The organism is Pseudomonas sp. dw_358 (assembly GCF_018449655.1).
Classification (GTDB): Bacteria; Pseudomonadota; Gammaproteobacteria; order Pseudomonadales; family Pseudomonadaceae; genus Aquipseudomonas.
In genome coordinates, this window is record NZ_JAAVUX010000013.1 from 112,469 (window position 1) to 137,767 (window position 25,299).

Genomic DNA, 25,299 nt, shown 5'->3' on the forward strand with positions numbered 1-25,299 from the left:
GATCATGGTGTGGCGAAAGGTCCCAGCTCGCCCGGCACCACCGACAGGTCGGCGTCGGCACCGAGCCCTTCGAGCAGGCGCCTGGCGTTATAGGGGGCGTGTACCTTGACGTCGTTGTCGAAATAGCAGAAGACCTGTCGGGCCTTGCCCACCCTGCCTTTGCGCGGCTCGATGAGTGTCGCATCGGCCACCTGGCCGCCTTCGCTCCAGCGCTGGAGGCGGCGCTGCCAATAGTCGATGGCCGCGTCGCTGTAGCCACTCTCATAAAGGGCCTCGGCGCCGTGCAGCCGGACGTAGACAAAGTCGGCGGTCAGGTCGTCGGCGTACAACCACTTGCCGGCGGTGTCCGCCTTGACCAGTGCGACATGATAGCGACGCAGCAACTGGATGAATTCAGGCACGGCAAAACTGTCATGACGAACTTCCACGGCATGCTGCAACTTGCCCCGCTTCGGCACCTCCAAATAACCCGGTTTGCGCAGCCGCTCATCACAATTTTCCGCACAGTTGCGCGCTTGTTGCATCGAGGTGGGGAGCAACATCAGGAAGTGCTCGAAACGTTCAGGGTCAAACTTGAAGTTGGGCGGAAACTGCCAAAGGAATGCCCCCAGTTTTTCCTTTAACTGGAACACACCCGAAGCAAAGAAGTTCGCCAAGGGTGTTTCAATGTCCTTGAGCCGTCGCAGATGGGTGATGTAACGCGGCGCCTTGACACTGAACACGAACCCCTTGGGCGTGGCCGCATACCACTCGGCGTAGCGATCCGGGGTTTGCAGCGAATAGAACGAGCCGTTGATCTCGATGCTGGTGACGGCACGGGAGGCAAACGCCAGTTCGTTCTTCTGGGTCAGGCCCTTGGGGTAGAAGTCGCCACGCCAGGGCACATAGCGCCACCCGGAAATACCCACATGGAAGAGATTCATCGGCGCTCCCGCGTGCTCAAGCCTGGCGATAGCGCAACCAGACCGCCCCGCCCTCCTGCACCTCGGCGGACGCCAGGCGCAGGTAGGTCGGCTGCTGCCAGGCGGCCTGCGACACCTCGAACGAGGCGGGATGGGCACCGCGCCCATCCACCAACGGCAAGATCAGCACACTGATTTCATCCACCAGCCCGGCGTTGACGAACCCGCCGCTGACGTGGGGGCCACCCTCGACGCACAGGCGCTCGATACCCAACTCCTCGGCCAGGACCTGCACCACCTGATGCAGGTCGATGTCGGTCTTGCCGCCGAACAGGTAGGACACCTGGATCGATTGCAGGTAGGCCAGGTAATCATCGGCCACGCCTTCGGTGAGCACTTCCACCACATGGCAACCCAATGCCTGATTGCTCCTCCAGGCCACCTTGCCATGAGGGTCGATGGAGATGGCAAATTTGTCGGCCTGGGGATCGGCGAACCAGGACGTACGCGGTATCGGTGCACTGGCCAACCCCTTGGGGTAACCCTCGCCGTGGGCGATCTCCTCCATGGTCACCCGGCCACAAAGCCAGGCGTCGAAGGCGAACTGCTCGGCCAGCTTTTCATACAGCGCCCCGGCGCTGTTCTTGAACGGGCGATCCCAGCCATCGGTGAGGGCGTGGCCGTCGAGGGAGGACATCATGTGGCAGATAATGTAGGGCTTCATTCAGGGTGCTCCGTGGCAGAAGGATCGATGCCGTCAAATGCTGACCCGCAAAAAGGCTGGACAGTTCACCCCGATCGCGCATGAACCACCTGAGCTTTTTGTCATGGGGCTGTTCAGCAAATGGCCATTCGCTATATATTCAATTACATAACGAAATCCCCTCGGAGCAACCCAATGAAAATAACAGCACCGCTGGCCGCCCTGTTTGCTGCCCTGACCTTCAACACGGCCTGGGCGGACGACGTGCAGGTCGCCGTGGCCGCCAACTTCAGCGCGCCGGTCCAGGCCATCGCCCAGCAGTTCGAAAAGGACACCGGCCATAAACTGCTGGCCTCCTTTGGGGCCACCGGGCAGTTCTACACCCAGATCAAGAACGGCGCGCCGTTCGAAGTGTTCCTCGCCGCCGATGACGCCACCCCGGCCAAGCTCGAAGCCGAAGGCGATACCGTCAAGGGTTCGCGCTTCACCTACGCGGTAGGCACCCTGGCCCTGTGGTCGGCCAAGGAAGGCTACGTCGATGCCAAGGGCGAAGTGCTGGCCAAGAACCAATACCAGCATTTATCCATCGCCAACCCCAAGGCGGCCCCCTATGGCCTGGCCGCCACTCAGGTGCTGAGCAAACTTGATTTGACCGAAGCGACCCGGCCCAAAATCGTCGAGGGGCAGAACATTACCCAGGCGTTCCAGTTCGTCTCCACCGGCAATGCCGAGCTGGGTTTTGTTGCCCTCTCGCAGATCTACAAAGACGGCACACTGACCAGTGGCTCGGCCTGGATCGTACCGGCCAGCCTGCATGACCCGATTCGCCAGGATGCGGTGATGCTCATCAAGGGCCAGGGCAACCCGGCCGCCCAGGCGCTGATGGACTACCTCAAGGGACCGAAGGCGGTCGCCATCATCAAATCCTACGGCTACGAAATCTGATGCCATTGAGCGAAGGCGATTGGGCAGCTATCTGGCTGACGGTCAAGCTGGCCACGCTCACCACCGCCCTCCTCCTGGTGATCGGCACGCCGATTGCCTGGTGGCTGGCGCGCACCCACTCTTGGTGGCGCGGGCCGATCGGCGCCGTGGTGGCGCTGCCATTGGTGCTGCCACCCACGGTGATTGGCTTCTATCTGTTGCTGCTGCTCGGCCCCAACGGCCCTGTCGGCCAGCTGACCCAGGCCCTCGGGTTGGGCACGGTTACCTTCAGTTTCAGCGGGCTGGTGATCGGCTCGGTGATCTACTCGATGCCCTTCGTGGTTCAGCCTTTGCAGAACGCCTTCAGCGCCATCGGTGAGCGCCCATTGGAGGTGGCGGCGACCCTGCGGGCCTCACCTTGGGATTGCTTCTTCAGCGTGGTCCTGCCGCTGGCGCGCCCCGGTTTCATCACCGCCGCCATCCTCGGCTTTGCCCATACCGTGGGGGAGTTCGGCGTGGTGCTGATGATCGGCGGCAACATCCCGGAAAAGACCCGCGTGGTCTCGGTGCAGATCTACGACCACGTCGAAGCGCTCGAGTACCTGCAAGCCCACTGGCTGGCGGCGGCCATGCTGGTATTTTCCTTTATCGTGCTGCTGGCGTTGTATTCCAGCCGCAGCCACCGATCCGCCTGGAGCTGACGGGTGCCCGACTCGATCAATGCACGACTGCAACTGACCTACGAACGCTTCGCCCTCGACCTGGACCTGCGTCTGCCCGGCCGCGGCGTCAGCGCCCTGTTCGGGCCGTCGGGCTCGGGCAAGACCACGGTCCTGCGCTGCCTCGCCGGGCTGGTCAAGGCCCCCCAGGCGTATGTCCGGGTCAACGGCGAGATCTGGCAGGACTCCCGCATCGGTGTATTCGTGCCGCCCCATCGCCGCCCCATCGGCTACGTATTTCAGGAGGCCAGCCTGTTCTCCCACCTGTCAGTGCGCCGCAACCTCGAATACGGCTGGCGGCGCATTGCCGGCCGCGAGCGCCGGGTGCAGTTGGACAGCGCCTGCGAGCTGCTGGGCATCACCCACTTGCTTGACCGCCAACCGCTGCACCTGTCCGGCGGCGAGCGTCAGCGTGTCGGCATTGCCCGCGCCCTGCTGACCAGCCCCAGGCTGCTGCTGATGGATGAGCCGCTGGCCGCTCTCGACAGTCAGCGCAAGGCCGAGATCCTGCCCTATCTGGAACGCCTGCACGACGAACTGGATATCCCGGTGGTCTATGTCACCCACGCCCACGATGAAGTGGCGCGGCTGGCCGATCATCTGGTCATGCTGGAGGACGGCAAGCTGCTGGCCAGCGGCCCGGTGGGCGCCACGTTCGCCCGCCTCGACCTGCCCACCGCGCTGCAGGACGATGCCGGGGTGGTGGTCCAAGGGCGAGTCAGTGGGTACGACCCTGCCTATCAGCTGCTGACCCTGACGCTTCCCCAGTGCACCCTGTCAGTCAAGGTCGCCCACACGATGCTGCCCATGGGCACACCGGTGCGTTTCAAGGTCCAGGCCCGGGACGTCAGCCTGAGCCTGTCGGGAGATGACCCGAGCAGCATTCTCAACCGCCTGCCGGTCACGGTCACCGCCACCCTGCCCGCCCACCATCCAGCGCATGTCATCGTGTCCCTCGACGCGGCAGGTACGCCAATGCTGGCACGCATCACGCGCTATTCCAGCGACGCATTGGGCGTGCAGCCGGGCAAGGTGTTGTGGGCGCAGATCAAGTCGGTGGCGTTGCTGGCGTGAGGCCTCTCTTTGCAACACCTCCCGGCACGGTGGGCTGCACGGCTTGTCGAACTACACCTTGTTTTGAGCGTTGCGCCATGAAATAACGGGCACCCGTTCACCCCTTCAGGAGCCGCACCGTGACCGCCCCGAGCTTGCTGCAACGCCTGGCCGTCCAGCACCCGATCATCCAGGCGCCCATGGTCGGCGTTTCCACCCCCGAACTGGCGGCCGCCGTCTCCAACGCCGGCGCCCTGGGCTCCATCGGCCTGGGCGCCAGCACCGCCGAACTAGGTCGCGTGCTGATTCACAGGACCCGGCAACTGAGCGAGCGCCCCTTCAACGTCAACCTGTTCTGCCACGCCCCGGCCCGCTTCGATGAGGCACGCAACAACGCGTGGCTGGCGCACCTGACGCCGCTGTTCGAGGAGTTCGGCGGCGAGCCACCCCAGGTATTGAAAGAGATCTACACCTCGTTTGTCGCCGACCCGGCCATGTTGCAGATGTTGCTGGAAGAACGCCCTGCCGTGGTCAGCTTTCACTTTGGCGCACCGCAGGCAGACTGGATCGCGCAACTCAAGGCCGCTGGCATCCTCACCCTTGGCTGCGCCACCAGCCTGGCCGAAGCGCGGATACTGGCCGAGCGCGGCATCGATGCCATCGTCGCGCAAGGCGCCGAAGCCGGCGGCCATCGCGGGGTGTTCGACGACCGCCCCGGCCAGGACTCACAACTGGGGCTGATTCCCCTTTTGCGGCTGCTGGCTACCCAGCTGGACCTGCCCATCATCGCGGCCGGGGGCCTGATGGACGGCGCCAGCATCGCCGCTGCTCTGCTGATGGGTGCCAGCGCCGTGCAACTGGGCACGGCCTTCATCCTTTGCCCTGAATCCTCCGCCACCCCGGCACACCGCGCCGCCCTGCTCGGCGCGCGCGGCCACGACACCCGTATCACCCCGAGCATCTCCGGCCGCCCGGCACGGGGCTTGCCCAACCGCCTGTACCTGGGACACCTGGCCACCGGCGTCCCGGTGGCGGCCGAATACCCGCTGGCCTACGATGCGGCCAAGGCGCTGCATGCCTTGGCAGCCCGCAAGGGGAGAAATGATTTCGCCGCCGAATGGGCGGGGCAAGGGGCACCGCTGGCCAGGGCGATGCCGGCGGCGGTATTGGTGGCGACGCTGATCGAGGAATACGGGCGGGCAAGAGCCTGATTGCCTCCATTGCCTCACCGCTCCACCTCGACCGCATCAAACCCTCTCACCCGATACCACAGCACCGAACCCACCCAGCTCGCGACAAAGATCCCCACGATGATGTACCCCAGCGTGCCGAAGTGGTCATTGAGCCGCGCCACGAAATCCCACAGTGGCCCCTGCAGTTGCAAGCTGTCGCCCAGCAGCCCCAGCGCTTCGATGCTGCCGATCACCAGGGCGACCAGCACCGAGACCAGGGTCAGGGTCATGTTGTAATAGATCTTGCGGATGGGCTTGAGGTAAGCCCAGCCGTAGGCACCCAGCATCAGGTGCCCGTCGAGGGTGTCCACCAGTGACATGCCGGCGCTGAACAGCAGCGGGAAGACCATGATCGACCACGGCGACAGGCCGGCGCTGGCCTGGGTCGCGGAAATGCCCAGCAGGGCGATCTCGGTGGCCGTGTCAAACCCCAGGCCGAACAGGAACCCCAGTGGGTACAGGTGCCAACTGCGGGTCACCAGGGCAAACAGGGGGCGGAAGATTCGCGCCAGAAAACCGCGGCTGGCCAGCAGCAGGTCGAAGTCTTCGTCTACGTAGCGACCGCCTTTGCGCACCGTGCGCCAAGCGCGGTAGATAGAGCGCAGGATCACCAGGTTCATCAGGGCGATAAGTAACAGGAACAGGGCCGACACCGAGGTCCCGATCACCCCTCCGACGGTCTTGAACTGCTCGAACCGCCCCTGCATTGCCGACGTCGCCAGCGCCACTCCCAGTGACGCCACCACCACCACCGACGAATGCCCCATGGAGAAGAAAAAACCGACCGCCACCGGCCGCTTGTTCTCCTGCATCAGCTTTCGCGTCACGTTGTCGATGGCCGCGATGTGGTCGGCATCCACGGCATGGCGCAGGCCAAAACTGTAGGCCAGCAATGAGGTCCCCAGCAGCACGGGATGCTCGTGGAATGCCAGGAATGCCCAGAGCCATGCACCGAGGTTAAGCGCCAGCAACACCCCATAGATCCCGAAGAGCCGGGTGCGCACGCCCGTGCTCGAATCGCCGAACACCTTTGCCAATTGAACCAGCATCCCATCCTGCCTCGAAAACCCTGCCCTGAGCAGTCTATCCGCTGCCGGTCCGAGGGACTATAGGCCCGTCTCCCTTGGCCAATCCCCTGCCATTGACGCATTTACCGCAAAATTTGCGCACCTTTATGCCGGCCTGCCGGAACTCGATTGGCCACACTGGCTTCTGAAACCCGCCTATCTACCACCGCCTCCAATAAAAAGGACCCTTTGACCATGAGCATTCCTGCCCTCACCCTCAACGACGGCACGCAGATTCCGGCCGTCGGTTTCGGCACCTGCAAACTCAATGGCTCACCCGGTGTGGACGCCATGCTGCGGGCCATCGACAACGGTTATCGCCTGCTCGACAGCGCCTTCGCCTACGAGAACGAAGGCGCCGTGGGTGAAGCCGTGCGCCAGAGTCCGGTGCCTCGCGAGCAACTGCGCGTGACCTCGAAACTGCCCGGCCGGCATTACGCCTACGTTGATGCACTGGCCTGCATCGAAGAGTCGCTGTACCGCACCCGTCTGGAGTTCATTGATCTCTATCTGCTGCATTGGCCCAACCCGCAGCAAGGCCTGTACCTCGAAGCCTGGAGCGCGCTGCTTGAAGCCCGCGAGCGCGGCTGGATCAAATCGGTGGGGGTGTGCAACTTCCTGCCCGAGCACCTGGAAAAGCTGATCGGCGACAGCGGCGTGACCCCGGTGGTCAACCAGATCGAGCTGCATCCGTATTTCCCTCAGCCCGAACAGTTAGCCTGGGACAAGGCCCACAACATCGTCACTCAGGCCTGGAGCCCGATCGGCCGCGGCAACGACGTGCAACGCGATCCGGCGTTGCAGGCCATTGCCGACGAACAGGGCCGCAGCATCGTTCAGGTGATCCTGCGTTGGCAGTACCAGTTGGGCACCGTGGCGCTGCCCAAGGCCAGTTCGGCCCAGCGTCAGCAGGAGAACCTGGCGTTGTTCGACTTTGAATTATCCGCGCAAAACATGGCCAGCATCGCTCGCCTGGCCCGTGCGGACGGACGCATCCTGGGGCAGGACCCGGCGAGCTACGAAGAGCTCTGATCGAACACCGGAACGTGCGCCGCCCGCGAGGAGGTCCGTGACACGCTCATCGCGGACTTCGCACACCCATACCCAAGCGAAGAAAATCGTTTGACTGATAATCATTAGCGTAACGACTATTTTCATGGTAGCGTTACCATTCAATCAATCGATAGGTTCCCGATGAAGACGATCTCCCTGCTGTTCGCCTCCCTGACCCTGTGCTCAACGGCTTTCGCCGCCACAGCACCCGCCTCGGTGGTCCCGCAGAACAACGTTTCCACCGCCGCCGCCCTGCAATTGGCGCAAACGGCTACGCAAATGGCGACCCAGCGCAACCAGAAAATCTGCATCGCGGTCACCGACGCCGACGGCCATCTGCTGGCCTTCACCCGCATGCAGGGCGCCTACGCCGGCTGCGTGGACGCGTCCATCGCCAAAGCCACTTCGGCGGCACGCTTTGCGATCAACACCATCACCTTTTACGACCTGGCCCGTAAGGAAAACCTCGCCATTGGCACCATCCCAGGCATCCTCCCGGCCGTGGGCGGTGTCGTGCTCAAATTCAATGGCGGCGTGGTCGGCGCCGTCGGCATCAGCGGTGACACCGACCTGACCGAGCAACAATTGGCCCTGGATGTGGCCGCTTCTTTTCATTGATCGCACGGATCTGCATCACGGGCTGACCCGCCCGTGATGCCTCGCCCGCCGCGCAAGGCCTTCCCATGAACCCGCCTACCCTGCCGCGCTTGCAAGCGGATGTCGTCGATGGCCCGTTTGCCCGCGACTACCGAATTCTCCAACCCACCGTCATGCCCCAATGGCTGGCCGTGCTGGCCATCGCTGCGGCCCTGGCTGCCTCACTGTATTGCAGCCTGGTGGACAACAGCCTGCCGGATTTCGCCGCTTGGTCCAGCACCCTCTGGCTGGTAGTGTCACTGGCATCGGCGCTGTGGATCACGCCTCGAGCGTTCACGCCCGGGTTTCTGATTTCGCTGTTGCCTTACCTGATCGCTTGGCGCGTCGCCGCCATGAACGACGCGCCGGTGCTGATGTGGGTGGCCAGCCTGGGCGCCGTCGTTCTGGCGCTGCAATTGTTCGACTGCATCGCCAGCGATTGGCGGCGCAACCGCGATCGCCCCGGCGCCTGGCTGGGGACGATGCTGTGGCAGATGACCTTGGTACGGATGTACTTCGGTCTCAATGAACTGGGACACGCCACTGAGAAGATCTTTGCCGGACTCGGCTCCTTTCACACCCTGGTGCATGGCTTCGAAGGTTTCGGCCTGACCCACACCGCGCCGCTCTTCGTGGTGCTGGGCGGCCTGACCGAACTGGCGTCGGCCATCGGCGTGGGCCTGGGGCTGCTGGCCAGGCTCGGCGGGTTTGTCAGCCTGGGTTATTTCCTCGTGGCCACGCTCGGCTTTGGCGGCGAATGGGGTCGCGGCTACGCCTGGGCTACAGCGGGCGGCGGTGGATGGGAATACGTGATGTTGGTGGTGGTGGTGTTTGCCAGCGTGATGATGACCGGCGCCGGCAAGTTCTCGCTGGACGGCTGGCTGCTGCAGCGCAAGCTGCTGCCCCAGTGGATGACGGTGCTGGCGGTGAATGCCGAAGGGCTCAGGACTGCCAGCCCGGAATCACTTTCAACTCCACATGCGAGCCCTTTGCCCGCAGCTCGTTGACGGCATACAGCACGATCATCTGGAACTGCGCCCGGTTGTTCAACTCCGCCTCGGACAGGTCTCGCTCGACCGAGGCGGGCACACCCGGATCACTGAGGCACAACAACACCCTTGAGCCTTGGTGATGCAGTTCATGCTTGATGGGCGGGTCCAGGCTGTCCAGTGCTTGCTCCAATGTGGCCATGACCATTCCCTCACTCGCACGGATCCGCACGGCGCGTACCCTCAGGGGAGTTTAGCCCAGCGGGCAAAAATACCTGGCCGGCAGGACTAATGGCTGATCATCCACGGCCGCCCCGCCGCCTTGGCCTTGAGCCCCTGAGGGTTGGCCAGGGTCGGTGCCAAGGGTTTGCTCGGCCCGCAACAACCACAACCACTGGGGTGGCGACGGCTTTCGCGAAACTGCTCGACGGTCTTCGGTTGGTGGGAGGCGCGCTCGTTGATTTCCAGGCTTTTGCGCGTGTTGCCGGCCATCGTCGCCAAGCCCGGGGCGCTGAGGATGGTGCGCGCGGCCGGCAGGGTGCAGATCGGACAGGCGCAGGGATCGTTGCGCGCATCCATCTTGCGCAGGGCGGTGAAATCACCGCAGGTGAGGCAGTCGTATTCGTAGACGGGCATGGGCTATGTCCTTGGAAATGAGTTGAATCCATCGCGGGCAACCGCGATGGCATCACCAACCTCTTACAGATCCGGCGCAATCGGCAGGTCGACACTGCCATCCAGGTGCTTGATCGGCCCGCTGGCAGTGGGGTTGATGTCGAACTTGAAGATGTCGGTCGGCAACCACAGGGTCGCGCAGGCATTGGGAATGTCGACGATGCCGCTGATATGCCCCTGCACCGGCGCCGAGCCGAGCAACGCGTAGCCCTGGGCCGGCGAATAACCGAACTTGGTCAGGTAGTTGATGGCGTTGAGGCAGGCCTGACGGTAGGCGACGTTGACGTCCAGGTAATGCTGCTGGCCCTGCTCGTCCACCGAGATGCCCTCGAAGATCAGGAAATTGTTGTAGTTGGGCACGATGGGGCTGGGCTTGAACACCGGGTTCTTGATGCCGTACTTGGCCATGCCGCCCTTGATCAGCTCGACTTTCATGTGTACCCAGCCGGCCATTTCAATGGCCCCGCAAAAGGTGATCTCGCCATCACCCTGGCTGAAGTGCAAATCGCCCACCGAAAGACCCGCGCCGTTGACGTAGACGGGGAAGTAGATTTTCGAACCGCGGGACAGGTCCTTGATGTCGCAGTTACCGCCGTGCTCTCGGGGCGGCACCGTGCGTGCGCCTTCATTGGCCGCCTTGTCCCGGGCCTCACCCTTGAGCTTGCCCATGTGCGCCGTGGGGGCCATCGGCGGGTTGGCCAGCGGCGGCACGCGAGTGGGGTTGGTGTCGATCAGTTCCTGCTCGCGACGGTTCCACTCGGCAAGCATCACGGGGTCGGGCAGGCAGCCGATCAGGCCGGGGTGGATCAGCCCGGCGAATTCCACGCCGGGAATGTGCCGGGAGCGGGTGAACATGCCTTTGAAATCCCAGATGGCCTTTTGCGCCGAGGGGAAGTGGTCGGTGAGAAAACCGCCACCGTTCTGCTTCGAAAAAAAGCCGTTGAAGCCCCACTGGGATTCGGCCTTGGCGCCGATGTCCAGCAGGTCCACCACCAGCAGGTCACCGGGTTCGGCACCGTGCACGCCCACCGGCCCCGACAGGTAGTGCACGGTGGAGAGGTCGACATCACGCACATCGCTGGCATCGTCGTCGTTCTTGATCGCGCCGGCGGTCCAGTCATAGGTCTCCAGGATGAAGTCGTCCCCCGGCTTGACCCAGCAGGCCATGGGAATGTCCGGGTGCCAGCGGTTGTGCACCTGTTCGTTTTCGGTCACAGGCTGGTTGAGGTCGACTTTGATCAGTGTTTCAGTCATGGCGTTGCTCCCTAGCAGTAAACACAATGGCGCGGTGAAAAGAACGACCTGTCACACCGACAGGTAACGGCTGATGGTGGCTTCGTCGACGTTGGCGCGGGTTTCCTCGACCACGAAGCGGCCTTTCTCGATGACCAGGAAGCGGTCGGCGATGTCGAGGGTGAACGACAGCACCTGCTCGGAGACCACGATGGTCAGGTTGCGCAGGGTGCGGATGTCCTTCAGGGTGCGGGCGATGTCCTTGATGATCGACGGCTGGATGCCTTCGGTGGGCTCGTCCAGCAACAGCACCTTGGGATTGGTCGCCAGGGCGCGGGCGATGGCCAGCTGTTGCTGCTGGCCGCCGGAGAGGTTGCCGCCCTTGCGGGTGCGCATGTCGTAGAGCACCGGAAACAGGTCGTAGAGGTCCTGCGGCACCACGCCTCGGGCCGAGGCCGGCAAGCCGGTCTGGATATTTTCCAGCACGCTCATGGCCGCAAAGATCATCCGCCCCTGGGGCACGTAGGCCATGCCCTCACCGACCCGGGCATGGGTTTCCAGGGTGGACACCTCGACGCCGTCCACCTGGACCTGGCCGCGCCACTGCGGCAGCACGCCCATCAGGCTCTTGAACAGGGTGGTCTTGCCCATGCCGTTGCGGCCCATGATGGCGACGATTTCCTGCTTCGCCACGTTAAGGTTCAGGTCGTGCAGAATCTGACTCTGGGCATAACCACAGGACAGCTGTTGAACGTTGAACATGAAACTGCCCCCTTGTTAATGGCCCAGATAGACTTCGATGACTTTCGGGTTGCTCTGCACCGACTCCATGCTGCCCTCGGCCAGCACCTTGCCCTGATGCAGCACGGTGACCTTGTGGGCAATGCTCTTGACGAATTCCATGTCGTGCTCGATCACCAGCACCGAGCGGCCCTGGCTGATGCGGTTGAGCAGTTCGGCAGTCTGCACCCGCTCGCTGACGCTCATGCCGGCCACCGGTTCGTCGAGCATCAGCAGGTCCGGGTCCTGCATCAGCAACATGCCGATCTCCAGCCACTGCTTCTGGCCGTGGGACAAGAGCCCGGCCTGTTGCTGCAGCCACTCGCCGAGAAAGATCTCGGCGGCCACCTGCTCGACCCGCGCCACCACCTCGCTGGTGCGTTTGAAGAACAAGGCGCCTAGCACCTTGCGCCCGGCCGGGTAGGACATTTCCAGGTTCTCGAACACCGAGAGGTTTTCGTAGATCGACGGGTTCTGGAACTTGCGTCCCACGCCGGCGCGGACGATGTCGTACTCGTGCATCTTGGTCAGCTCGCGACCGTCGAACTGAATGCTGCCACTGGTGGCCCGGGTCTTGCCGCAGATCAGGTCGAGCACCGTGGTCTTGCCGGCGCCGTTGGGGCCGATCACCACCCGCACCTCGTTGCGGTCGATATACAGGTTGAGGTTGTCGACCGCCTTGAAGCCGTCGAAAGACACGGTCAGGCCTTCGATGGCCAGCACCGGCTTGTTCATCTGGAAACCGACGGCGGTCATGGCTGCGTCTCCATGGAGTTGTGAGGCGTGGTGGGCAAGGTCGGCGCAGCGGCATCGGCCGGCAGTGGTGCAGGCACAACCACCGCAGGCTGGGCGCGCCGAGCACGGAACTTGCGCCATTGGGTATCCCAGACCCCGGCCAGGCCGTTGGGGAAATACATCACCACGGCGATAAACAGCCCGCCCATGAGGTACAGCCACAGCTCTGGAAAGGACTCGGAAAAATAGCTCTTGCCGTAGTTCACCAGCAACGAGCCATACACCGCGCCCAGCAGCGACATGCGCCCGCCCACCGCCGCGAAGATCACCATCTCGATGGACGGCACGATGCCAACGAAGGACGGCGACATGAAGCCCACCTGCAAGGCAAACATCGCCCCGCCGATGGCCGAGAACGCCGCCGCCACGCAGTACACAAAGACCTTGAAGCTGGCCACGTCGTAACCGGAAAAACGCACCCGCTCTTCCTTGTCGCGCATGGCCATCAGCAGCCGCCCGAGCTTGGAGGCGAGGATGAACTTGCCCAGCACGATGCAGCCCAGCAGCAGCACTGCGTTGACGAAGTACAGGTCCAGCTTGGCGCTGTCGCTGGTGATGTCCCAGCCCAGCAGGGTCTTGAGGTCGGTGATGCCGTTGACGCCGCCGGTCAGCCCTTGCTGGCCGACGATCAGCACCGTGAGGATCAGCGCAATGGCTTGGGTGACGATGGAGAAATACACGTCCCCCACCCGCCGTTTGAACATCGCCAGGCCGATCACCAGGGCCAGCAACACCGGCACCACGATCACCGCTGTCACCGTGAAAGTGAAACTGTGGAAAGGCACCCACAGTGCGGGCAAAGCCGTAATCTGGTTCCAGTCCATGAAATCCGGAATGCCGGGGGTGGACTGGATCTTGGTAGCCTCAGGGGTCGAGGCCTCCAGTTTGAGAAACATCGCCATGCAATAGCCGCCGAGGCCAAAGAACACCCCTTGGCCGAGGCTGAGAATCCCGCCATAGCCCCAGCACAGCACCAGCCCCACCGCGACGAAGGCATAGGTCAGGTATTTGCCGACCATGTTCAGCCGAAAGGCATCCAGGCACAGTGGGAACACCACCAGGATCAATGCCGCCAGAATCAGCAGGCCCACGGTGCCCTGGCGGCCACCGAGCAGTTTGTCGAGTGCATTCATGCAGGGCCTCACTTACGCAACTTGCTGGCGAACAACCCTTGCGGGCGCACCATCAGGATCAACACCACGGCCGACAGGGTCAGGACCTTGGCCATGGAACCGGTCATGAAGAACTCGGAAATCGATTGGGTCTGGGCGATGGTGAAGGCCGAGGCGATGGTGCCGAACAGGCTCGCCGCTCCACCGAAGACCACGGTCAGGAAGGTGTCGACGATGTACAGCGAGCCCGCCGTCGGCCCGGTCGAGCCAATGGTGGTGAACGCCGCGCCGGCCACACCGGCCACGCCGCAACCCAGGGCGAAGGTCATGCGGTCGACCTTTTTCGTGTTGATGCCCACCGCCCGGCTCATCACCCGGTTCTGCATCGTGGCGCGCACGTGCAAGCCCCAGCGCGAGCGGTACAGCAGCAGGAAGATCAGCCCGGTCATGAACACCGTGAGGACCATGGTGAATACGCCGTTGCGCGGGATGTCGATGGCGTCGGACAGACTGAACGAGCCCATCAGCCACTCCGGCGGCTCGGCGCTGACCTCTCGTGCGCCGAACACCGAGCGGAAGGTCTGCTGCATCATCAACGACAAACCCCAAGTGGCCAGCAGGGTGTCCAGCGGCCGGTGGTACAGGCGGCTGATCATGATCCACTCCACCAGCCAGCCCACCGCCCCGGCCACCAGGAACGACAAGGCAATGGCAAAGAAAAAGTAGTACGGCTGCATGGCCGGACAGTAAGTGGTAGTCAGGTGCGAGACCACGTAGGTGGTGTAGGCACCGATGGTAAGAAACTCACCGTGGGCCATGTTGATCACGCCCATCTGGCCGAAAATGATCGCCAGGCCCAGGGCCATCAGCAGCAGCACGCAGAACACGGACAGGCCGTTGAACCCCTGCATGGCGGCGATGGCGCCAAATTGTGATAGCCATTCCATAAAGGAGTCTCCGATGCCCATGAGTCTGGATTGGGTGCCAGCGTCGCCGCAGGAGCGAGCGTGCTCGGGAAGGGGCCGTACCCGGTTCCCGAGCAGGCTCGCTGCGGCCGTGGACTACTGATAACCCTTGGGAAACGGATTGGGCTCGATCAGGTCCGACTCGTGCACCACCTTGAACTGGCCGTCAGCCTGGACTTCGCCGATGCGCGCCTTGCTCCACAGGTGATGGTTTTCGTGGATCTTCACGTAGCCTTCCGGCGCGTTGGTCATTTCGATGCCCGGCGAGGCTGCAACCACTTTGTCGACGTCGAAGCTGCCGGCTTTTTCCACCGCCGCTTTCCACAGCCAAGGCCCCAGATAAGCCGCCTGGGTCACGTCGCCGATTACCGAGTTGGGGCCGTACTTGGCCTTGAACGCGGCCACGAAGGCTTTGTTGGCCGGGTTGTCGAGGGACTGGAAGTACTTCATGGAGGCGTAGAAGCCGACCATGTTTTCACCGCCGATGCCCAGCAGTTCATCCTCGGTCACGGACAGGGTGAGCAGGGTCTGCTTGTCGGCGGTCACGCCGGCGGCCTTGAGCTGTTTATAGAACGCCACGTTGGAACCACCGACCACGGCCGCGAAGACCACGTCAGGCTTCTTCAACTTGACCTTGTTGATCAGCGAGCCGAACTGGGTATTGCCCAGCGGGTAGTAGTCTTCGCCGACCACGGTGCCGTGCAGCACGTTTTCGATGTGCTTGCGGGCGATCTTCATCGAGGTGCGCGGCCAGATGTAGTCAGAACCGATCAGGTAGAAAGTCTTGGCGCCCTTTTCCTTGGCAATCCAGTCCAGGCTGGCAAGAATCTGCTGGGTGGCTTCCTGGCCGGTGTAGATGACGTTTTTCGACTGTTCCAGACCCTCATAGAAGGTCGGGTAGTACAACAGGCCGTTCTCTTTCTCGAACACCGGCAGGACCGCTTTGCGCGACGCCGAGGTCCAGCAGCCGAAGACCGTGGCGACCTTGTCGTTGACCAGCAGCTTTCGCGCCTTTTCGGCGAAGGTCGGCCAGTCCGACGCGCCGTCTTCCTGAATCACCTTGATCTGCCGGCCGAGGATGCCGCCCGAGGCGTTGATCTGGTCGATGGCCAGGCGTTCGGCCTGTATCGACCCGGTTTCGGAAATGGCCATGGTGCCCGTGGCGGAGTGCAGCTGGCCCACGGTGACGGTCGTGTCGGTCACGGCAAGGCCCGTGGTGTTGGCGTTGTCGGCCCGGGCGACCTGGCCCATCAGCGCGGCGGCGATCAGCGACAGGGCGGCGACGCCCTTGGCCACACCGTGCGGGAGAAACCGGCGACTGCCCCTCGTTATCGTTGAATCCATTGCTGCTGCTCCTGTGCGGTTGTGGCAGCAAGAATGGGACGGGGGAACTTTTTGCGGTATACGCACCATGACGTAGCGCCGTACGTCATTTGACATAGCGCCAGCCAAGCGAATTTGAGGCATTCTCGCGCTCGCGCTCCCGAGCAAGCTCGGCCCTGCAGGTGAGTACCGCCCTGCCGGGCCGAGCTTGCTCGGGAAGAAGCCACCTTGCTACAGGAGCCTTCCGTGACCCTCCCAGGTACCCAGCGCATCGCCAAGATTCGCCGCGACTACAACCGCTGGGTCGCCGACGAAAGCATGGAGGACTACGCCCTGCGCTACGCCCCCTCTTCGTTTCGGCGCTGGAGCGAAGGGCGCATCGTCAACACGGCCCTCAGCTCGGTGTCGTTCCTGGTACTGGAGGCCATCGGCGGCACGCTGGTGATGAACTACGGCTTCACCAACACCTTCTGGGCGGTGCTGGCGGTGGCGCTGATCATCCTGCTCACCGGCCTGCCCATCAGCTACTACGCCGCCCGCTACGGCGTCGACATGGACCTGCTGACCCGGGGCGCGGGCTTCGGCTACATCGGCTCGACCATCACCTCGCTGATCTACGCCAGTTTCACCTTCCTGTTCTTCGCCCTGGAAGCGGCAATCATGGCCCTGGCCCTTGAGCTGTACTTCCACATCCCGCTGGCCTGGGGCTATGTGCTCTGTTCGGTGATTATCATTCCGCTGGTGGCCTACGGTTTTACCCTCATCAGCCGCCTGCAGATGTGGTCGCAGCCGCTGTGGCTGGGGCTGCTCATCGTTCCCTACGGGTTCATCCTCTGGAAAAGCCCCGACACGTTGAGCGACTTCACCTCCTTCGCCGGCCGCCATGGCGAGGCCGGGACCTTCGACTTGCTGCTGTTCGGCGCAGCCTTGAGCGTGGTGCTGTCGCTGGTCACGCAGATCGGCGAGCAGGTCGATTACATCCGCTTCCTGCCGCAACGCACCGCCGACAACAACCTGCGCTGGTGGACCGCCCTGCTGCTGGCCGGGCCCGGCTGGATCGTGCCCGGCGCGCTGAAGCTGATGGCCGGTGCCTTCCTTGCGTTCCTGGCAATCGAGCATGAAGTGCCGGTGGGCCGCGCGGTGGAGCCGACGCAGATGTATCTGGTGGCGTACAGCTACGTCTTCCGCTCGCCGGAGTGGGCCATGGCCGCCATGGCCCTGCTGGTGGTGATCTCGCAAATGAAGATCAACCTGACCAATGCGTATGCCGGTTCGCTGGCCTGGTCGAACTTCTTTGCCCGCATGACCCACAGCCACCCAGGCCGGGTGGTCTGGCTGGTGTTCAACGTCGGCATCGCCCTGCTGCTGATGGAGATGGGCATCTTCGACGCCATCGGCGAGGTGCTCGGGCTATACGCCAACCTGGCCATCGCCTGGATCGGCGCGTTGGTGGCGGACCTGGTGATCAACAAACCATTGGGGCTGTCACCGCCCTACATCGAGTTCAAGCGCGCGCACCTCTACGACGTCAATCCGGTGGGGGTCGGTGCCATGGGCGTGGCGTCGCTGGTGTCGCTGCTCGCGCATTTCGGTGCGTTCGGCAGCCTGGCCCAGGCCGCACCGCCACTGTTGGCGTTGATTACCGCCCTGGTGACTTCGCCGCTGATCGCCTGGCTCACCGCCGGGCGCTATTACCTGGCCCGGCAGAGCGACAGCCAACTGCTCTACCCCACCGGGGCCACTGCCACGGTCACCTGCGGGGTGTGCAGCAATGCCTTCGAGCGACCGGACATGGCATGGTGCCCGGCCTATGCATCGCCCATCTGCTCGCTGTGCTGCTCGCTGGAGGTGCGCTGCGGCGATCAGTGCAAACCGCGCTCGCGCCTGCTGATGCAAGTGGAAGACTGGCTGGCGCGGCTGCTGCCCCAGTCTTTTTCGCGCAACCTGCACACTCGCCTGGCCCACTACATGGGCATTCTAGCGGTGCTGATCGCGCTGCTCTCCGGCGCACTGGCGCTGGTGTATACCCAGGTTACCCATAACCTGGCGCAAGAGTCCTGGCAGACCCAACACACCCTGACCCTGGCTTTTATCAAGGCGTTCATGGCCCTGTGCGTATTCGCAGCCGTGCTGGCCTGGTGGGTGGTCCTGACCCGCGAAAGCCGCCACGTCGCCCAGGAAGAATCCGAACGCCAGACCGCGCTGCTGATGCAGGAAATCGAAGCCCACGAGCAGACCGACCTGGCCCTGCAACGGGCCAAGGAAGCGTCCGAAGCGGCCAATGCCGCCAAGAGCCGCTACATCACCGGCTTGTCCCATGAGCTGCGCACGCCGCTCAACAGCATTCTTGGCTACACACAGATCCTGCAACGGGACGCCAGCACGCCGCCGCGCCAGCAGGAAGGGCTGGCGACCATACTGCGCAACAGCTCGCACCTGCTGTCGTTGATTGACGGCCTGCTGGACGTGGCCAAGATCGAGGCCGGCAAGCTGCGCCTGGAGCTGTCGGAAATCGCCTTCCTCGACTTCATCCAGGACCTGGAGCGGCTGTTCGCCCCGGCGGCCCGGGACAAAGGGCTGGACTTTCGCCTGCAGATCATCGGCGACCTGCCGCCCGTGGTGCGCGGGGACGAGAAACGCATTCGCCAGATCCTGATCAACCTGCTGGGCAATGCGGTGAATTTCACCGACAGCGGCGAGGTCTGCCTGCGGGTCAGCTACCGACGCCAGACCGCGACCCTGGAAATCATCGACAGCGGCATCGGCATTGCCGAGGACCAGCTTGAGCGGATCTTCCAGCCCTTCGAGCGCGGCGACACCGACCGCCAGGACAAGGGCGTCGGCCTGGGCCTGACCATCACCCGCATGCTCACCGCACTGATGGGCGGCGAGCTGTCGGTGAGCAGCGTGCCCGGGGGCGGGTCGCGCTTTCAGGTGCGCCTGTACCTTTCGCAAGTGCGCGTGCCCAAGGCGATCATCCACGCCGACCACGACCTGATCGGCTACGAAGGGCCGCCCCGGCTGGTGCTGGTGGTGGACGATCACATCGAACACCGCAACGTCATCAGCGGCATGCTCGTGCCCCTGGGCTTCAACGTCGCCCAGGCCGCCAACGGTCAGGAAGCCATCCGCCAGGTCTCATTGCTCAAGCCCGACCTGATTCTCATGGACCTGTCCATGCCGCACATGGACGGCTGGGAAACCAGCCGGCTGATCCGCCGCAACGTACATTGCTTGACCCCCATCGTCGTGGTCTCCGCCCATGCCAACGCACTGGTGGACGAGCGTGCCGAAAATGGCCTGGTCAACATCGACTATCTGGCCAAGCCCGTGCACTTGCAACACCTGCTGGACCGCATCCAGCATCACTTGCAATTGACCTGGTCACGCCGGGCCGCCGTTGCTCCCGTCAACGCGCCACCCGCACAGGCTCTGGCCCGCGGCGACCTGGAGCTGCTCAAGGAGCTGTGCGCCGATGGCGACATCATCTCGGTGCAGCAACAGCTGTCGCGCATGGCCGAGCACGGGCCGGACAGCGTCATCGCCCACCTGCGCGCGCTGGCCAAAGGCTTTCGCCTGGCCGAACTGGAGCGCACACTGACCGAGAGCCTCAATGACTGACCTCGCCAGCCCATCCAAGGGCACCATCCTGATCGTCGACGACGCCCCGGACAACCTGGCGTTGCTGTCTGACGCCCTGGATGACGCCGGCTACCGGGTGTTGGTGGCGCTGGACGGCAACAGCGCCCTGAACCGCATCCAGCGCCGGCGCCCGGACCTGATCCTGCTGGACGCCCTGATGCCAGGGCTGGACGGCTTCGATACCTGCCGGCGGATCAAGGCCAACGCCGGCAGCGCCGACATTCCAGTGCTGTTCATGACCGCATTGACCGAAAGCGAGCACGTGGTCAAAGGCTTCGAAGCCGGTGCCATCGACTACGTGACCAAGCCTATCGAATGCAACGAAGTGCTGGCGCGGGTGGCCTCGCATCTGCGCACCGCGCGCATCCTGCAATCGGCTACCGCACGCAAGGCCGCCCCGGCAAGCTTCGAAGACCCGGGTGTGCGACGCTTTCTCGGCACGCGCTTTCAACTCACCGAGCGGGAAGTCGAAGTGCTGCACTGGGTCACCTGTGGCAAGACCAACAAGGACATCGCCGATATTCTCGGCCTGAGCCCGCGTACGGTGAACAAGCACCTGGAGCACATCTACATCAAGCTGGGCGTGGAAACCCGCACGGCGGCCGCCTCGGTGGCATTACAAGCCCTGTAGGGCTGCGCACGCGCCTGCGCCGCTCGGGTTCGGCACAAAGCAGCACCTGCTATTGTCCATAGTCCTCTCAACCCGAAACGAGCCCCGCCATGAACTACTCCCGACTCGGTACCACCGGCCTGCAAGTCTCGCCCCTGTGCCTGGGCTGCATGACCTACGGCACCCCGGACCGTGGCAACCACAGCTGGACCCTCCCCGAAGAGCAGAGCCGCCCGCTGATCCGCCAGGCCGTGGAAGCCGGCATCAACTTCTTCGACACCGCCAACGTTTACTCCGACGGCACCTCGGAAGAAATCGTCGGCCGCGCCCTCAAGGAATTCACCCGCCGCGATGAAGTGGTGATCGCCACCAAGGTCCACGGGCGCATGCACCCCGGCCCCAACGGGGCCGGCCTGAGCCGCAAGGCGATCTTCCAGGAACTCGACAACTCCCTGCGCCGCTTGGGCACCGACTATGTCGACCTCTACCAGATTCACCGCTTCGACTATCAAGTGCCCGTCGAAGAAACCCTCGAAGCCCTGCACGACCTGGTCAAGGCCGGCAAGGTCCGCTACCTGGGCGCCTCGTCGATGTACGCCTGGCAGTTCGCAACGATGCTGCACACCGCCAAAGCCAACGGCTGGACCCGGTTTGCGACCATGCAGAACTACGTCAACCTGCTGTACCGCGAGGAGGAACGCGAGATGCTGCCGCTGTGCCAGGCCGAAGGCATTGGCGTGATCCCCTGGAGCCCGCTGGCCCGCGGTCGTCTTACCCGCCCGTGGGACCAGACCAGCGCACGGGCCGAGAGCGACCAGTTCGGCAAGAGCCTCTACCAGCAGACCGCCGACGCTGACCGCAAAGTCGTCGAAGCCGTGGCGGCCGTGGCCAGCCAGCGTGGCGTGCCGCCGGCCCAGGTGGCGCTGGCCTGGGTGCGCTCGCGGCCGGCGGTCAGTGCGCCGATTGTCGGCGCGTCGCGTGCCGGGCATCTGGAAGACGCGATTGCAGCACTGACGCTGACACTGAGCACCGAAGAGCTGGCGCAACTGGAAGCGCCCTACGTGCCCCATACGGTCGTCGGCTTCGCCTGAGTGGATGTCAACCTTTGCTCAAGCTGTGCCTGGCGCACCTGAAGCGCGAAGCGAAGATTCGCGAAAGCAACCGGCTGGGCACCGCTGATACGGAACGGTTCGACAAGGTATTGCGCGATAAAGGCTGGGTAGCATGGCGCCGATGGCGATGAATTCGGACCGGTGTTCGGGCGTGTAGCTCACTGCGTGGCGGGAATCAGCGAGTCGCTCAGAAACGGCCCTTGCCCGCCCATCGGGTCAGGCACCACAGCGGAAACGGCAGGGTCACCAACAGCAACAGCCACACCAGTGCATACACCGCGTCGACCCCGTCGTTCTGCAGGTTGACGAACAGCTTGACCGGGATGCCCTGAGGGAAATAGGCAAAGACCATGACGATACCGAATTCGCCGATGACCCGGCCCCAGACGATCGCCACAGCGGTGGCCAGGGCGCGGCGCGCCAGCGGCAGGGTCACCCGCCAGAAGCTCTGCCAGGCCGTACAGCCGAGGCTTCTCGAGGCTTCCTCCAGTTTGTGCGGCACGTCAGCGAAGGCCGCGGTCGCGCAAAGGACGAAATACGCCACGCCCCCGTAGAACTGCGCGACGATAAAGGCAGCCGCATTATTGGAGAGGGCCAGGCCCATTCGCCCGAGAAATTCGCCCAGCGTGGCGTAGGGCCCGAAGGTCGACACCAGCAGGATCCCCATCGCCAGCGGCGGAGTCAGCAGTGCGATCACCACCAGAGCTTGCACCCAGCCTTTGAGGGGGGACGCCGTGTGCGCCAACCAGAAGGCCAAGGGCACACCGAGGAGGACGATCAGCAGCATCGACAGGCTGGTCAGGCCCAGAGAGGTCCCGACAGCTTGCCAATCGCCGTACGCCAGGTGCAGCTCACCCCAGGAGGTTTGCTGCACCAGCACCACAAATGGCAGGGCCACCAGCACGCCGGCCGGCACGCCGATCCAGCCAAAATAACGGGCTGCGGGCCGGTGCGCCGTCATTTGTGCAGGGCTTCGCCTTTGGGCTCGCCGTAGCCATTCTGGCTGAACAGCGCCTGGCCCTGATCCGAGCGCAGGAAGTCGACGAAGGCCTGGGCCTGCTTGGGATCAGGGGCATTCTTCAGCACGGCGGCATAGAACACCAGCGGCTGCGCGGTGAACATCTGTGGCAGGCCGGCGCTGCCGGTCAGGGTCAGGATCACCGTGTCGTACCAGTCCTTGGCGTAGGCCGGGTTGCTCAGGTTGATTTCATCGGGCAGAGACACATAGGGCAGGTGGGCGGACCGCGTGGCGCTTTCATACCCCGATGCCGCGTCCAGTTGCCCGGCCTGCAAGCGCGTGAGCAAGCCGCCCTCCGCGTAGACCTGGGAAGGGTTTTCCACCGCTCCCAGCACGGCATCGCTCAAGCCCGGTTGGTTGTAGTACTTCTCGGCGAGCATGAAGGTGAGAAGGATGTTCTGGCCCTGAGGGTCGGTGCGGGCATCGGTGCGGCCGAACTTCAGGCCCGGCTGCTTGAGCACCTGCCACCAAGGCGTAACCGGATTGGCCTGGTTGCTGGCGGCCAGCGCGGCGGCGAACTGGCTCTTGGGGTTGTAGGCGATGACCATGCGCGTACTGGCCACCGGGACGGCCTCATCCACCAGCCCGGCCTTCTCGAGGACCTTGATCGGGCCCGGCGTGATCGAAACAAACACATTGGCCGTCGCCTTGCCGGCGGCAAGCAACTTGGCCAGGCCGTAGGCGCCTTCGCCCTGGCCCTGGTAATTGACGTGCTGCTGACTGGCAAAGGCGGGGCCGATGAATTTGTCCATCACCACGCCCATGGACCCGGCGTATGCGACGCGAAAGTCCTCTGCTGCCAGGCTGGCGGTCGACGCCGCCAGTAGCAGGCCACCCAGGGTCAGGGTCAATACTTGTCTGATCACAGCGACTGCCTCTTCTCTCGATATGTAGAACGGTACATAGCGAGCGATAGTAGCCGAGTGATGGCGAGGGCGTCCTGTGAAACCGCCTCAAGGTGCCGCGAGCTTTCGCTGCCGCGCCCGCCGGGTGAACATGTTCAATGCTTCGATGGCCGCCGAGAAGGTCATGGCGGTGTACACATAGCCCTTGGGCACATGCACGCCGAAGCCTTCGGCGATCAAGGTCATGCCGATCATGATCAGGAAGCCCAGGGCCAGCATCACCACGGTGGGGTTGGCATCAATGAACTTTGCCAACGGCTCGGCCGCCAGCAACATCACCAGCACCGCCACCACCACCGCGATCATCATGATCGGCAGGTGCGGCGTCATGCCCACGGCGGTGACGATGCTGTCGATGGAGAACACCAGGTCGAGCATCAGAATCTGGCAAATGGCGGCGGCAAAGCCGATGGCCATCTGGCCACCGACGCTGTCCTCTTCCTTGCTCACCGGGTCGACACTGTGATGGATTTCGCGGGTGGCCTTCCACACCAGGAACAGGCCACCGGCGATCAGAATCATGTCCTTCCAGGAAAACGCCTGACCCATGACTTCCACCACAGGCTCGGTGAGCTTGACGATGAACGCCACGGTGCTGAGCAAGCCCAGGCGCATGATCAGCGCCAGGCTGATGCCGATGCGGCGGGCCTTGGCCTGAAATTGCACCGGTAGCTTGTTGGTCAGAATCGAAATGAAGATCAGGTTGTCGATGCCCAGCACGACTTCCATCACGATCAAGGTTGCCAACGCCAGCCAGGCGGTGGGGCTGGCGGCCAGTTCCAGAAGATATTCCATGGGTGTGCAGCTCTGTCGAGGTGAATGCGTGAAGTCTAGACAGGTTTACACCTCCGTAAAATTCGTATTTATTGGCGCCATACTTCGGCCAAACCGAATAATTGGAGCGTACCGTGCTCAACTATCGCCAACTGCAGTACTTCTGGACCGTGGCTCGTGCCGGCAGCATCGTGCGCGCCAGCGAACAGCTGAACCTGACGGCGCAGACCATCAGCGGGCAGATCAGCCTGCTGGAGCAGAGCATGGGCACCGACCTGTTTCGCAAGGTCGGGCGTCAGCTGGAGCTGACTGAAGCCGGGCGCCGGGCCCTGCCCTACGCGGAGCAGATCTTCCAACTGGGCCATGAACTGGAAACCCTGTTGCGCGCACAACCCGGTCAGCAGCCCGTGGCCTTTCGCGTGGGCGTGGCCGACGTGGTGCCCAAATCCATCGTCTACCGCTTGCTGGCCCCGACCCTGGAACAGGACGAACCGCTGCGCATCAGTTGCCGCGAGGACAAGCTTGAACGCCTGCTGGCCGACCTCGCGATCCAGCGCCTTGATCTGGTGATCTCCGACAGCCCCATGCCCAGTCACCTGGACGTCAAAGGCGTGAGCCGGAAACTGGGGGAATGCGGGATCAGTTTCTTTGCCACCGCCGACCTCGCTGCCCGCCATCCAGGGCCTTTCCCGTACTGTCTGCACAACGCGCCGTTATTGATTCCCGGCCCGGAAACCATGGTGCGCAGCCGCCTGTTACGCTGGCTGGGGGATCTGCAAATCAGCGCACGCATCGTCGGCGAGTTCGATGACAGCGCGCTGATGCAGGCCTTCGGGCAATCGGGCAGCGGTGTGTTCATCGCCCCCAGCGTCATCGCCGAGGAAGTCTGTCGCCAGCTCGGCGTGGAACTGATCGGCCAGACCGAGGCGGTCAGCGAGGCCTTTTTTGCCATTTCGGTTGAGCGTAAGGTCAGCCACCCCGGCGTCAGGGCGATCACCGAGGGCGCCCGCCGCGATCTGTTCAGCGCCAGCTAGAACAGCGCCGAGGTCAGCGGACGCGAACGAGGCGTGGGGCCGG

The 25,299-nt window shown here is 63.6% G+C and carries 25 protein-coding genes; 11 read left to right on the forward strand and 14 right to left on the reverse strand.

Going from position 1 to position 25,299, the window contains the following annotated elements; translation table 11 throughout:
• Positions 1 to 2 precede the first annotated feature (2 nt).
• Both HB675_RS18520 and HB675_RS18525 read right to left on the reverse strand, forming a co-directional pair.
• Entirely contained in the window at positions 3 to 923 is a 921-nt protein-coding gene (locus HB675_RS18520) for a DUF72 domain-containing protein (RefSeq protein ID WP_213880180.1), read from the reverse strand.
• A 16-nt stretch (positions 924 to 939) separates the two neighbouring features.
• Entirely contained in the window at positions 940 to 1,626 is a 687-nt protein-coding gene (locus HB675_RS18525) for a dihydrofolate reductase family protein (RefSeq protein WP_213880182.1), read from the reverse strand.
• A gap of 174 nt (positions 1,627 to 1,800) precedes the next feature.
• Here HB675_RS18525 and modA point away from each other — a divergent pair, with 174 nt between their 5' ends.
• The 4 genes from modA to HB675_RS18545 all read left to right on the forward strand — a co-directional run bounded on the left by modA (position 1,801) and on the right by HB675_RS18545 (position 5,512).
• Complete coding sequence (gene modA / locus HB675_RS18530) at positions 1,801 to 2,550, forward strand: molybdate ABC transporter substrate-binding protein (protein WP_213880184.1); 750 nt, start codon at positions 1,801 to 1,803, stop codon at positions 2,548 to 2,550.
• Positions 2,550 to 3,230, forward strand: coding sequence for a molybdate ABC transporter permease subunit (gene modB / locus HB675_RS18535; RefSeq protein WP_213880186.1), 681 nt, complete (start codon positions 2,550 to 2,552; stop codon positions 3,228 to 3,230). The genes modA and modB overlap by 1 nt, the downstream gene beginning before the upstream one ends.
• 3 nt (positions 3,231 to 3,233) lie before the next feature.
• Entirely contained in the window at positions 3,234 to 4,322 is a 1,089-nt protein-coding gene (modC, locus tag HB675_RS18540) for a molybdenum ABC transporter ATP-binding protein (RefSeq protein WP_213880187.1), read from the forward strand.
• A 119-nt stretch (positions 4,323 to 4,441) separates the two neighbouring features.
• The gene (locus HB675_RS18545) at positions 4,442 to 5,512 is read left to right on the forward strand and encodes a nitronate monooxygenase (RefSeq protein ID WP_345945779.1); all 1,071 of its coding nucleotides are present in this window, start codon (positions 4,442 to 4,444) and stop codon (positions 5,510 to 5,512) included.
• 14 nt (positions 5,513 to 5,526) lie between these two features.
• Here the strand turns inward: HB675_RS18545 and HB675_RS18550 are convergent, their stop codons facing one another.
• The gene (locus tag HB675_RS18550) at positions 5,527 to 6,582 is read right to left on the reverse strand and encodes a HoxN/HupN/NixA family nickel/cobalt transporter (protein ID WP_213880188.1); all 1,056 of its coding nucleotides are present in this window, start codon (positions 6,580 to 6,582) and stop codon (positions 5,527 to 5,529) included.
• A gap of 213 nt (positions 6,583 to 6,795) precedes the next feature.
• Between HB675_RS18550 and HB675_RS18555 the strand changes: the two genes are divergently transcribed.
• From HB675_RS18555 to HB675_RS18565, 3 genes are all read left to right on the forward strand, one after another.
• On the forward strand, positions 6,796 to 7,632 hold the full coding sequence (locus tag HB675_RS18555; protein WP_213880189.1) for an aldo/keto reductase: 837 nt from the start codon (positions 6,796 to 6,798) through the stop codon (positions 7,630 to 7,632).
• Positions 7,633 to 7,794: 162 nt separating this feature from the next.
• Positions 7,795 to 8,271, forward strand: coding sequence for a heme-binding protein (locus tag HB675_RS18560; RefSeq protein ID WP_213880190.1), 477 nt, complete (start codon positions 7,795 to 7,797; stop codon positions 8,269 to 8,271).
• 65 nt (positions 8,272 to 8,336) lie between these two features.
• Positions 8,337 to 9,296: a DoxX family protein gene (locus HB675_RS18565; protein ID WP_213880192.1), complete on the forward strand. Its 960-nt coding sequence runs from the start codon at positions 8,337 to 8,339 to the stop codon at positions 9,294 to 9,296.
• On the opposite strand, the gene HB675_RS18570 is transcribed toward HB675_RS18565, so the two are convergent.
• From HB675_RS18570 to urtA, 8 genes are all read right to left on the reverse strand, one after another.
• Positions 9,232 to 9,480 carry a hypothetical protein gene (locus HB675_RS18570; protein WP_213880193.1) on the reverse strand — a complete coding sequence of 83 codons (249 nt, stop codon included), beginning with the start codon at positions 9,478 to 9,480 and terminating at the stop codon, positions 9,232 to 9,234. The genes HB675_RS18565 and HB675_RS18570 overlap by 65 nt on opposite strands.
• An 86-nt stretch (positions 9,481 to 9,566) precedes the next feature.
• Complete coding sequence (locus tag HB675_RS18575; protein ID WP_213880195.1) at positions 9,567 to 9,914, reverse strand: zinc ribbon domain-containing protein; 348 nt, start codon at positions 9,912 to 9,914, stop codon at positions 9,567 to 9,569.
• Between the two features lie 63 nt (positions 9,915 to 9,977).
• Positions 9,978 to 11,207 carry a formamidase gene (fmdA, locus tag HB675_RS18580; RefSeq protein WP_213880197.1) on the reverse strand — a complete coding sequence of 410 codons (1,230 nt, stop codon included), beginning with the start codon at positions 11,205 to 11,207 and terminating at the stop codon, positions 9,978 to 9,980.
• Positions 11,208 to 11,258: 51 nt separating this feature from the next.
• Positions 11,259 to 11,948, reverse strand: coding sequence for an urea ABC transporter ATP-binding subunit UrtE (urtE, locus tag HB675_RS18585; protein ID WP_213880199.1), 690 nt, complete (start codon positions 11,946 to 11,948; stop codon positions 11,259 to 11,261).
• A gap of 15 nt (positions 11,949 to 11,963) precedes the next feature.
• A complete protein-coding gene (urtD, locus tag HB675_RS18590) occupies positions 11,964 to 12,722 on the reverse strand; it encodes an urea ABC transporter ATP-binding protein UrtD (protein WP_213880201.1) in 759 nt (252 codons plus the stop codon).
• Positions 12,719 to 13,894 (reverse strand): urea ABC transporter permease subunit UrtC, encoded by a 1,176-nt coding sequence (gene urtC / locus HB675_RS18595; RefSeq protein WP_213880203.1) that lies wholly within the window; start codon positions 13,892 to 13,894, stop codon positions 12,719 to 12,721. Before urtC ends, urtD begins: the two co-directional genes overlap by 4 nt.
• Before the next feature lie 8 nt (positions 13,895 to 13,902).
• Positions 13,903 to 14,820, reverse strand: a complete 918-nt coding sequence (gene urtB / locus HB675_RS18600; protein WP_213880205.1) for an urea ABC transporter permease subunit UrtB — start codon at positions 14,818 to 14,820, stop codon at positions 13,903 to 13,905.
• 114 nt (positions 14,821 to 14,934) lie between these two features.
• A complete protein-coding gene (gene urtA / locus HB675_RS18605; protein ID WP_213880207.1) occupies positions 14,935 to 16,182 on the reverse strand; it encodes an urea ABC transporter substrate-binding protein in 1,248 nt (415 codons plus the stop codon).
• 225 nt (positions 16,183 to 16,407) lie between these two features.
• On the opposite strand from urtA, the gene HB675_RS18610 reads away from it, so the two are divergent.
• From HB675_RS18610 to HB675_RS18620, 3 genes are all read left to right on the forward strand, one after another.
• On the forward strand, positions 16,408 to 19,782 hold the full coding sequence (locus HB675_RS18610; protein WP_345945780.1) for an ATP-binding protein: 3,375 nt from the start codon (positions 16,408 to 16,410) through the stop codon (positions 19,780 to 19,782).
• Positions 19,775 to 20,434 (forward strand): response regulator, encoded by a 660-nt coding sequence (locus HB675_RS18615; protein WP_213880209.1) that lies wholly within the window; start codon positions 19,775 to 19,777, stop codon positions 20,432 to 20,434. The genes HB675_RS18610 and HB675_RS18615 overlap by 8 nt, the downstream gene beginning before the upstream one ends.
• A gap of 89 nt (positions 20,435 to 20,523) precedes the next feature.
• On the forward strand, positions 20,524 to 21,504 hold the full coding sequence (locus tag HB675_RS18620) for an aldo/keto reductase (protein WP_213880211.1): 981 nt from the start codon (positions 20,524 to 20,526) through the stop codon (positions 21,502 to 21,504).
• 208 nt (positions 21,505 to 21,712) lie between these two features.
• Here HB675_RS18620 and HB675_RS18625 read toward each other — a convergent pair whose 3' ends face one another.
• From HB675_RS18625 to HB675_RS18635, 3 genes are all read right to left on the reverse strand, one after another.
• Positions 21,713 to 22,486, reverse strand: a complete 774-nt coding sequence (locus HB675_RS18625) for an ABC transporter permease subunit (protein ID WP_213880213.1) — start codon at positions 22,484 to 22,486, stop codon at positions 21,713 to 21,715.
• Positions 22,483 to 23,409: an extracellular solute-binding protein gene (locus HB675_RS18630; protein ID WP_345945781.1), complete on the reverse strand. Its 927-nt coding sequence runs from the start codon at positions 23,407 to 23,409 to the stop codon at positions 22,483 to 22,485. Before HB675_RS18630 ends, HB675_RS18625 begins: the two co-directional genes overlap by 4 nt.
• Before the next feature lie 87 nt (positions 23,410 to 23,496).
• Positions 23,497 to 24,243 (reverse strand): TerC family protein, encoded by a 747-nt coding sequence (locus tag HB675_RS18635; protein WP_213880215.1) that lies wholly within the window; start codon positions 24,241 to 24,243, stop codon positions 23,497 to 23,499.
• Positions 24,244 to 24,356: 113 nt separating this feature from the next.
• Between HB675_RS18635 and nhaR the strand changes: the two genes are divergently transcribed.
• Complete coding sequence (gene nhaR, locus HB675_RS18640) at positions 24,357 to 25,256, forward strand: transcriptional activator NhaR (RefSeq protein WP_213880217.1); 900 nt, start codon at positions 24,357 to 24,359, stop codon at positions 25,254 to 25,256.
• Positions 25,257 to 25,299: the final 43 nt, after the last annotated feature.

What these genes read in the sequence shown, in the direction of transcription:
- HB675_RS18520 (WP_213880180.1), bottom strand. Translation starts at nt 923, where the DNA reads ATGAATCTCTTCCATGTGGGTATTTCCGGGTGGCGCTATGTGCCCTGG.
- HB675_RS18525 (WP_213880182.1), bottom strand. Translation starts at nt 1,626, where the DNA reads ATGAAGCCCTACATTATCTGCCACATGATGTCCTCCCTCGACGGCCAC.
- modA (WP_213880184.1), top strand. Translation starts at nt 1,801, where the DNA reads ATGAAAATAACAGCACCGCTGGCCGCCCTGTTTGCTGCCCTGACCTTC.
- modB (WP_213880186.1), top strand. Translation starts at nt 2,550, where the DNA reads ATGCCATTGAGCGAAGGCGATTGGGCAGCTATCTGGCTGACGGTCAAG.
- HB675_RS18550 (WP_213880188.1), bottom strand. Translation starts at nt 6,582, where the DNA reads ATGCTGGTTCAATTGGCAAAGGTGTTCGGCGATTCGAGCACGGGCGTG.
- HB675_RS18555 (WP_213880189.1), top strand. Translation starts at nt 6,796, where the DNA reads ATGAGCATTCCTGCCCTCACCCTCAACGACGGCACGCAGATTCCGGCC.
- HB675_RS18560 (WP_213880190.1), top strand. Translation starts at nt 7,795, where the DNA reads ATGAAGACGATCTCCCTGCTGTTCGCCTCCCTGACCCTGTGCTCAACG.
- HB675_RS18565 (WP_213880192.1), top strand. Translation starts at nt 8,337, where the DNA reads ATGAACCCGCCTACCCTGCCGCGCTTGCAAGCGGATGTCGTCGATGGC.
- HB675_RS18570 (WP_213880193.1), bottom strand. Translation starts at nt 9,480, where the DNA reads ATGGCCACATTGGAGCAAGCACTGGACAGCCTGGACCCGCCCATCAAG.
- HB675_RS18575 (WP_213880195.1), bottom strand. Translation starts at nt 9,914, where the DNA reads ATGCCCGTCTACGAATACGACTGCCTCACCTGCGGTGATTTCACCGCC.
- fmdA (WP_213880197.1), bottom strand. Translation starts at nt 11,207, where the DNA reads ATGACTGAAACACTGATCAAAGTCGACCTCAACCAGCCTGTGACCGAA.
- urtE (WP_213880199.1), bottom strand. Translation starts at nt 11,948, where the DNA reads ATGTTCAACGTTCAACAGCTGTCCTGTGGTTATGCCCAGAGTCAGATT.
- urtD (WP_213880201.1), bottom strand. Translation starts at nt 12,722, where the DNA reads ATGACCGCCGTCGGTTTCCAGATGAACAAGCCGGTGCTGGCCATCGAA.
- urtC (WP_213880203.1), bottom strand. Translation starts at nt 13,894, where the DNA reads ATGAATGCACTCGACAAACTGCTCGGTGGCCGCCAGGGCACCGTGGGC.
- urtB (WP_213880205.1), bottom strand. Translation starts at nt 14,820, where the DNA reads ATGGAATGGCTATCACAATTTGGCGCCATCGCCGCCATGCAGGGGTTC.
- urtA (WP_213880207.1), bottom strand. Translation starts at nt 16,182, where the DNA reads ATGGATTCAACGATAACGAGGGGCAGTCGCCGGTTTCTCCCGCACGGT.
- HB675_RS18615 (WP_213880209.1), top strand. Translation starts at nt 19,775, where the DNA reads ATGACTGACCTCGCCAGCCCATCCAAGGGCACCATCCTGATCGTCGAC.
- HB675_RS18620 (WP_213880211.1), top strand. Translation starts at nt 20,524, where the DNA reads ATGAACTACTCCCGACTCGGTACCACCGGCCTGCAAGTCTCGCCCCTG.
- HB675_RS18625 (WP_213880213.1), bottom strand. Translation starts at nt 22,486, where the DNA reads ATGACGGCGCACCGGCCCGCAGCCCGTTATTTTGGCTGGATCGGCGTG.
- HB675_RS18635 (WP_213880215.1), bottom strand. Translation starts at nt 24,243, where the DNA reads ATGGAATATCTTCTGGAACTGGCCGCCAGCCCCACCGCCTGGCTGGCG.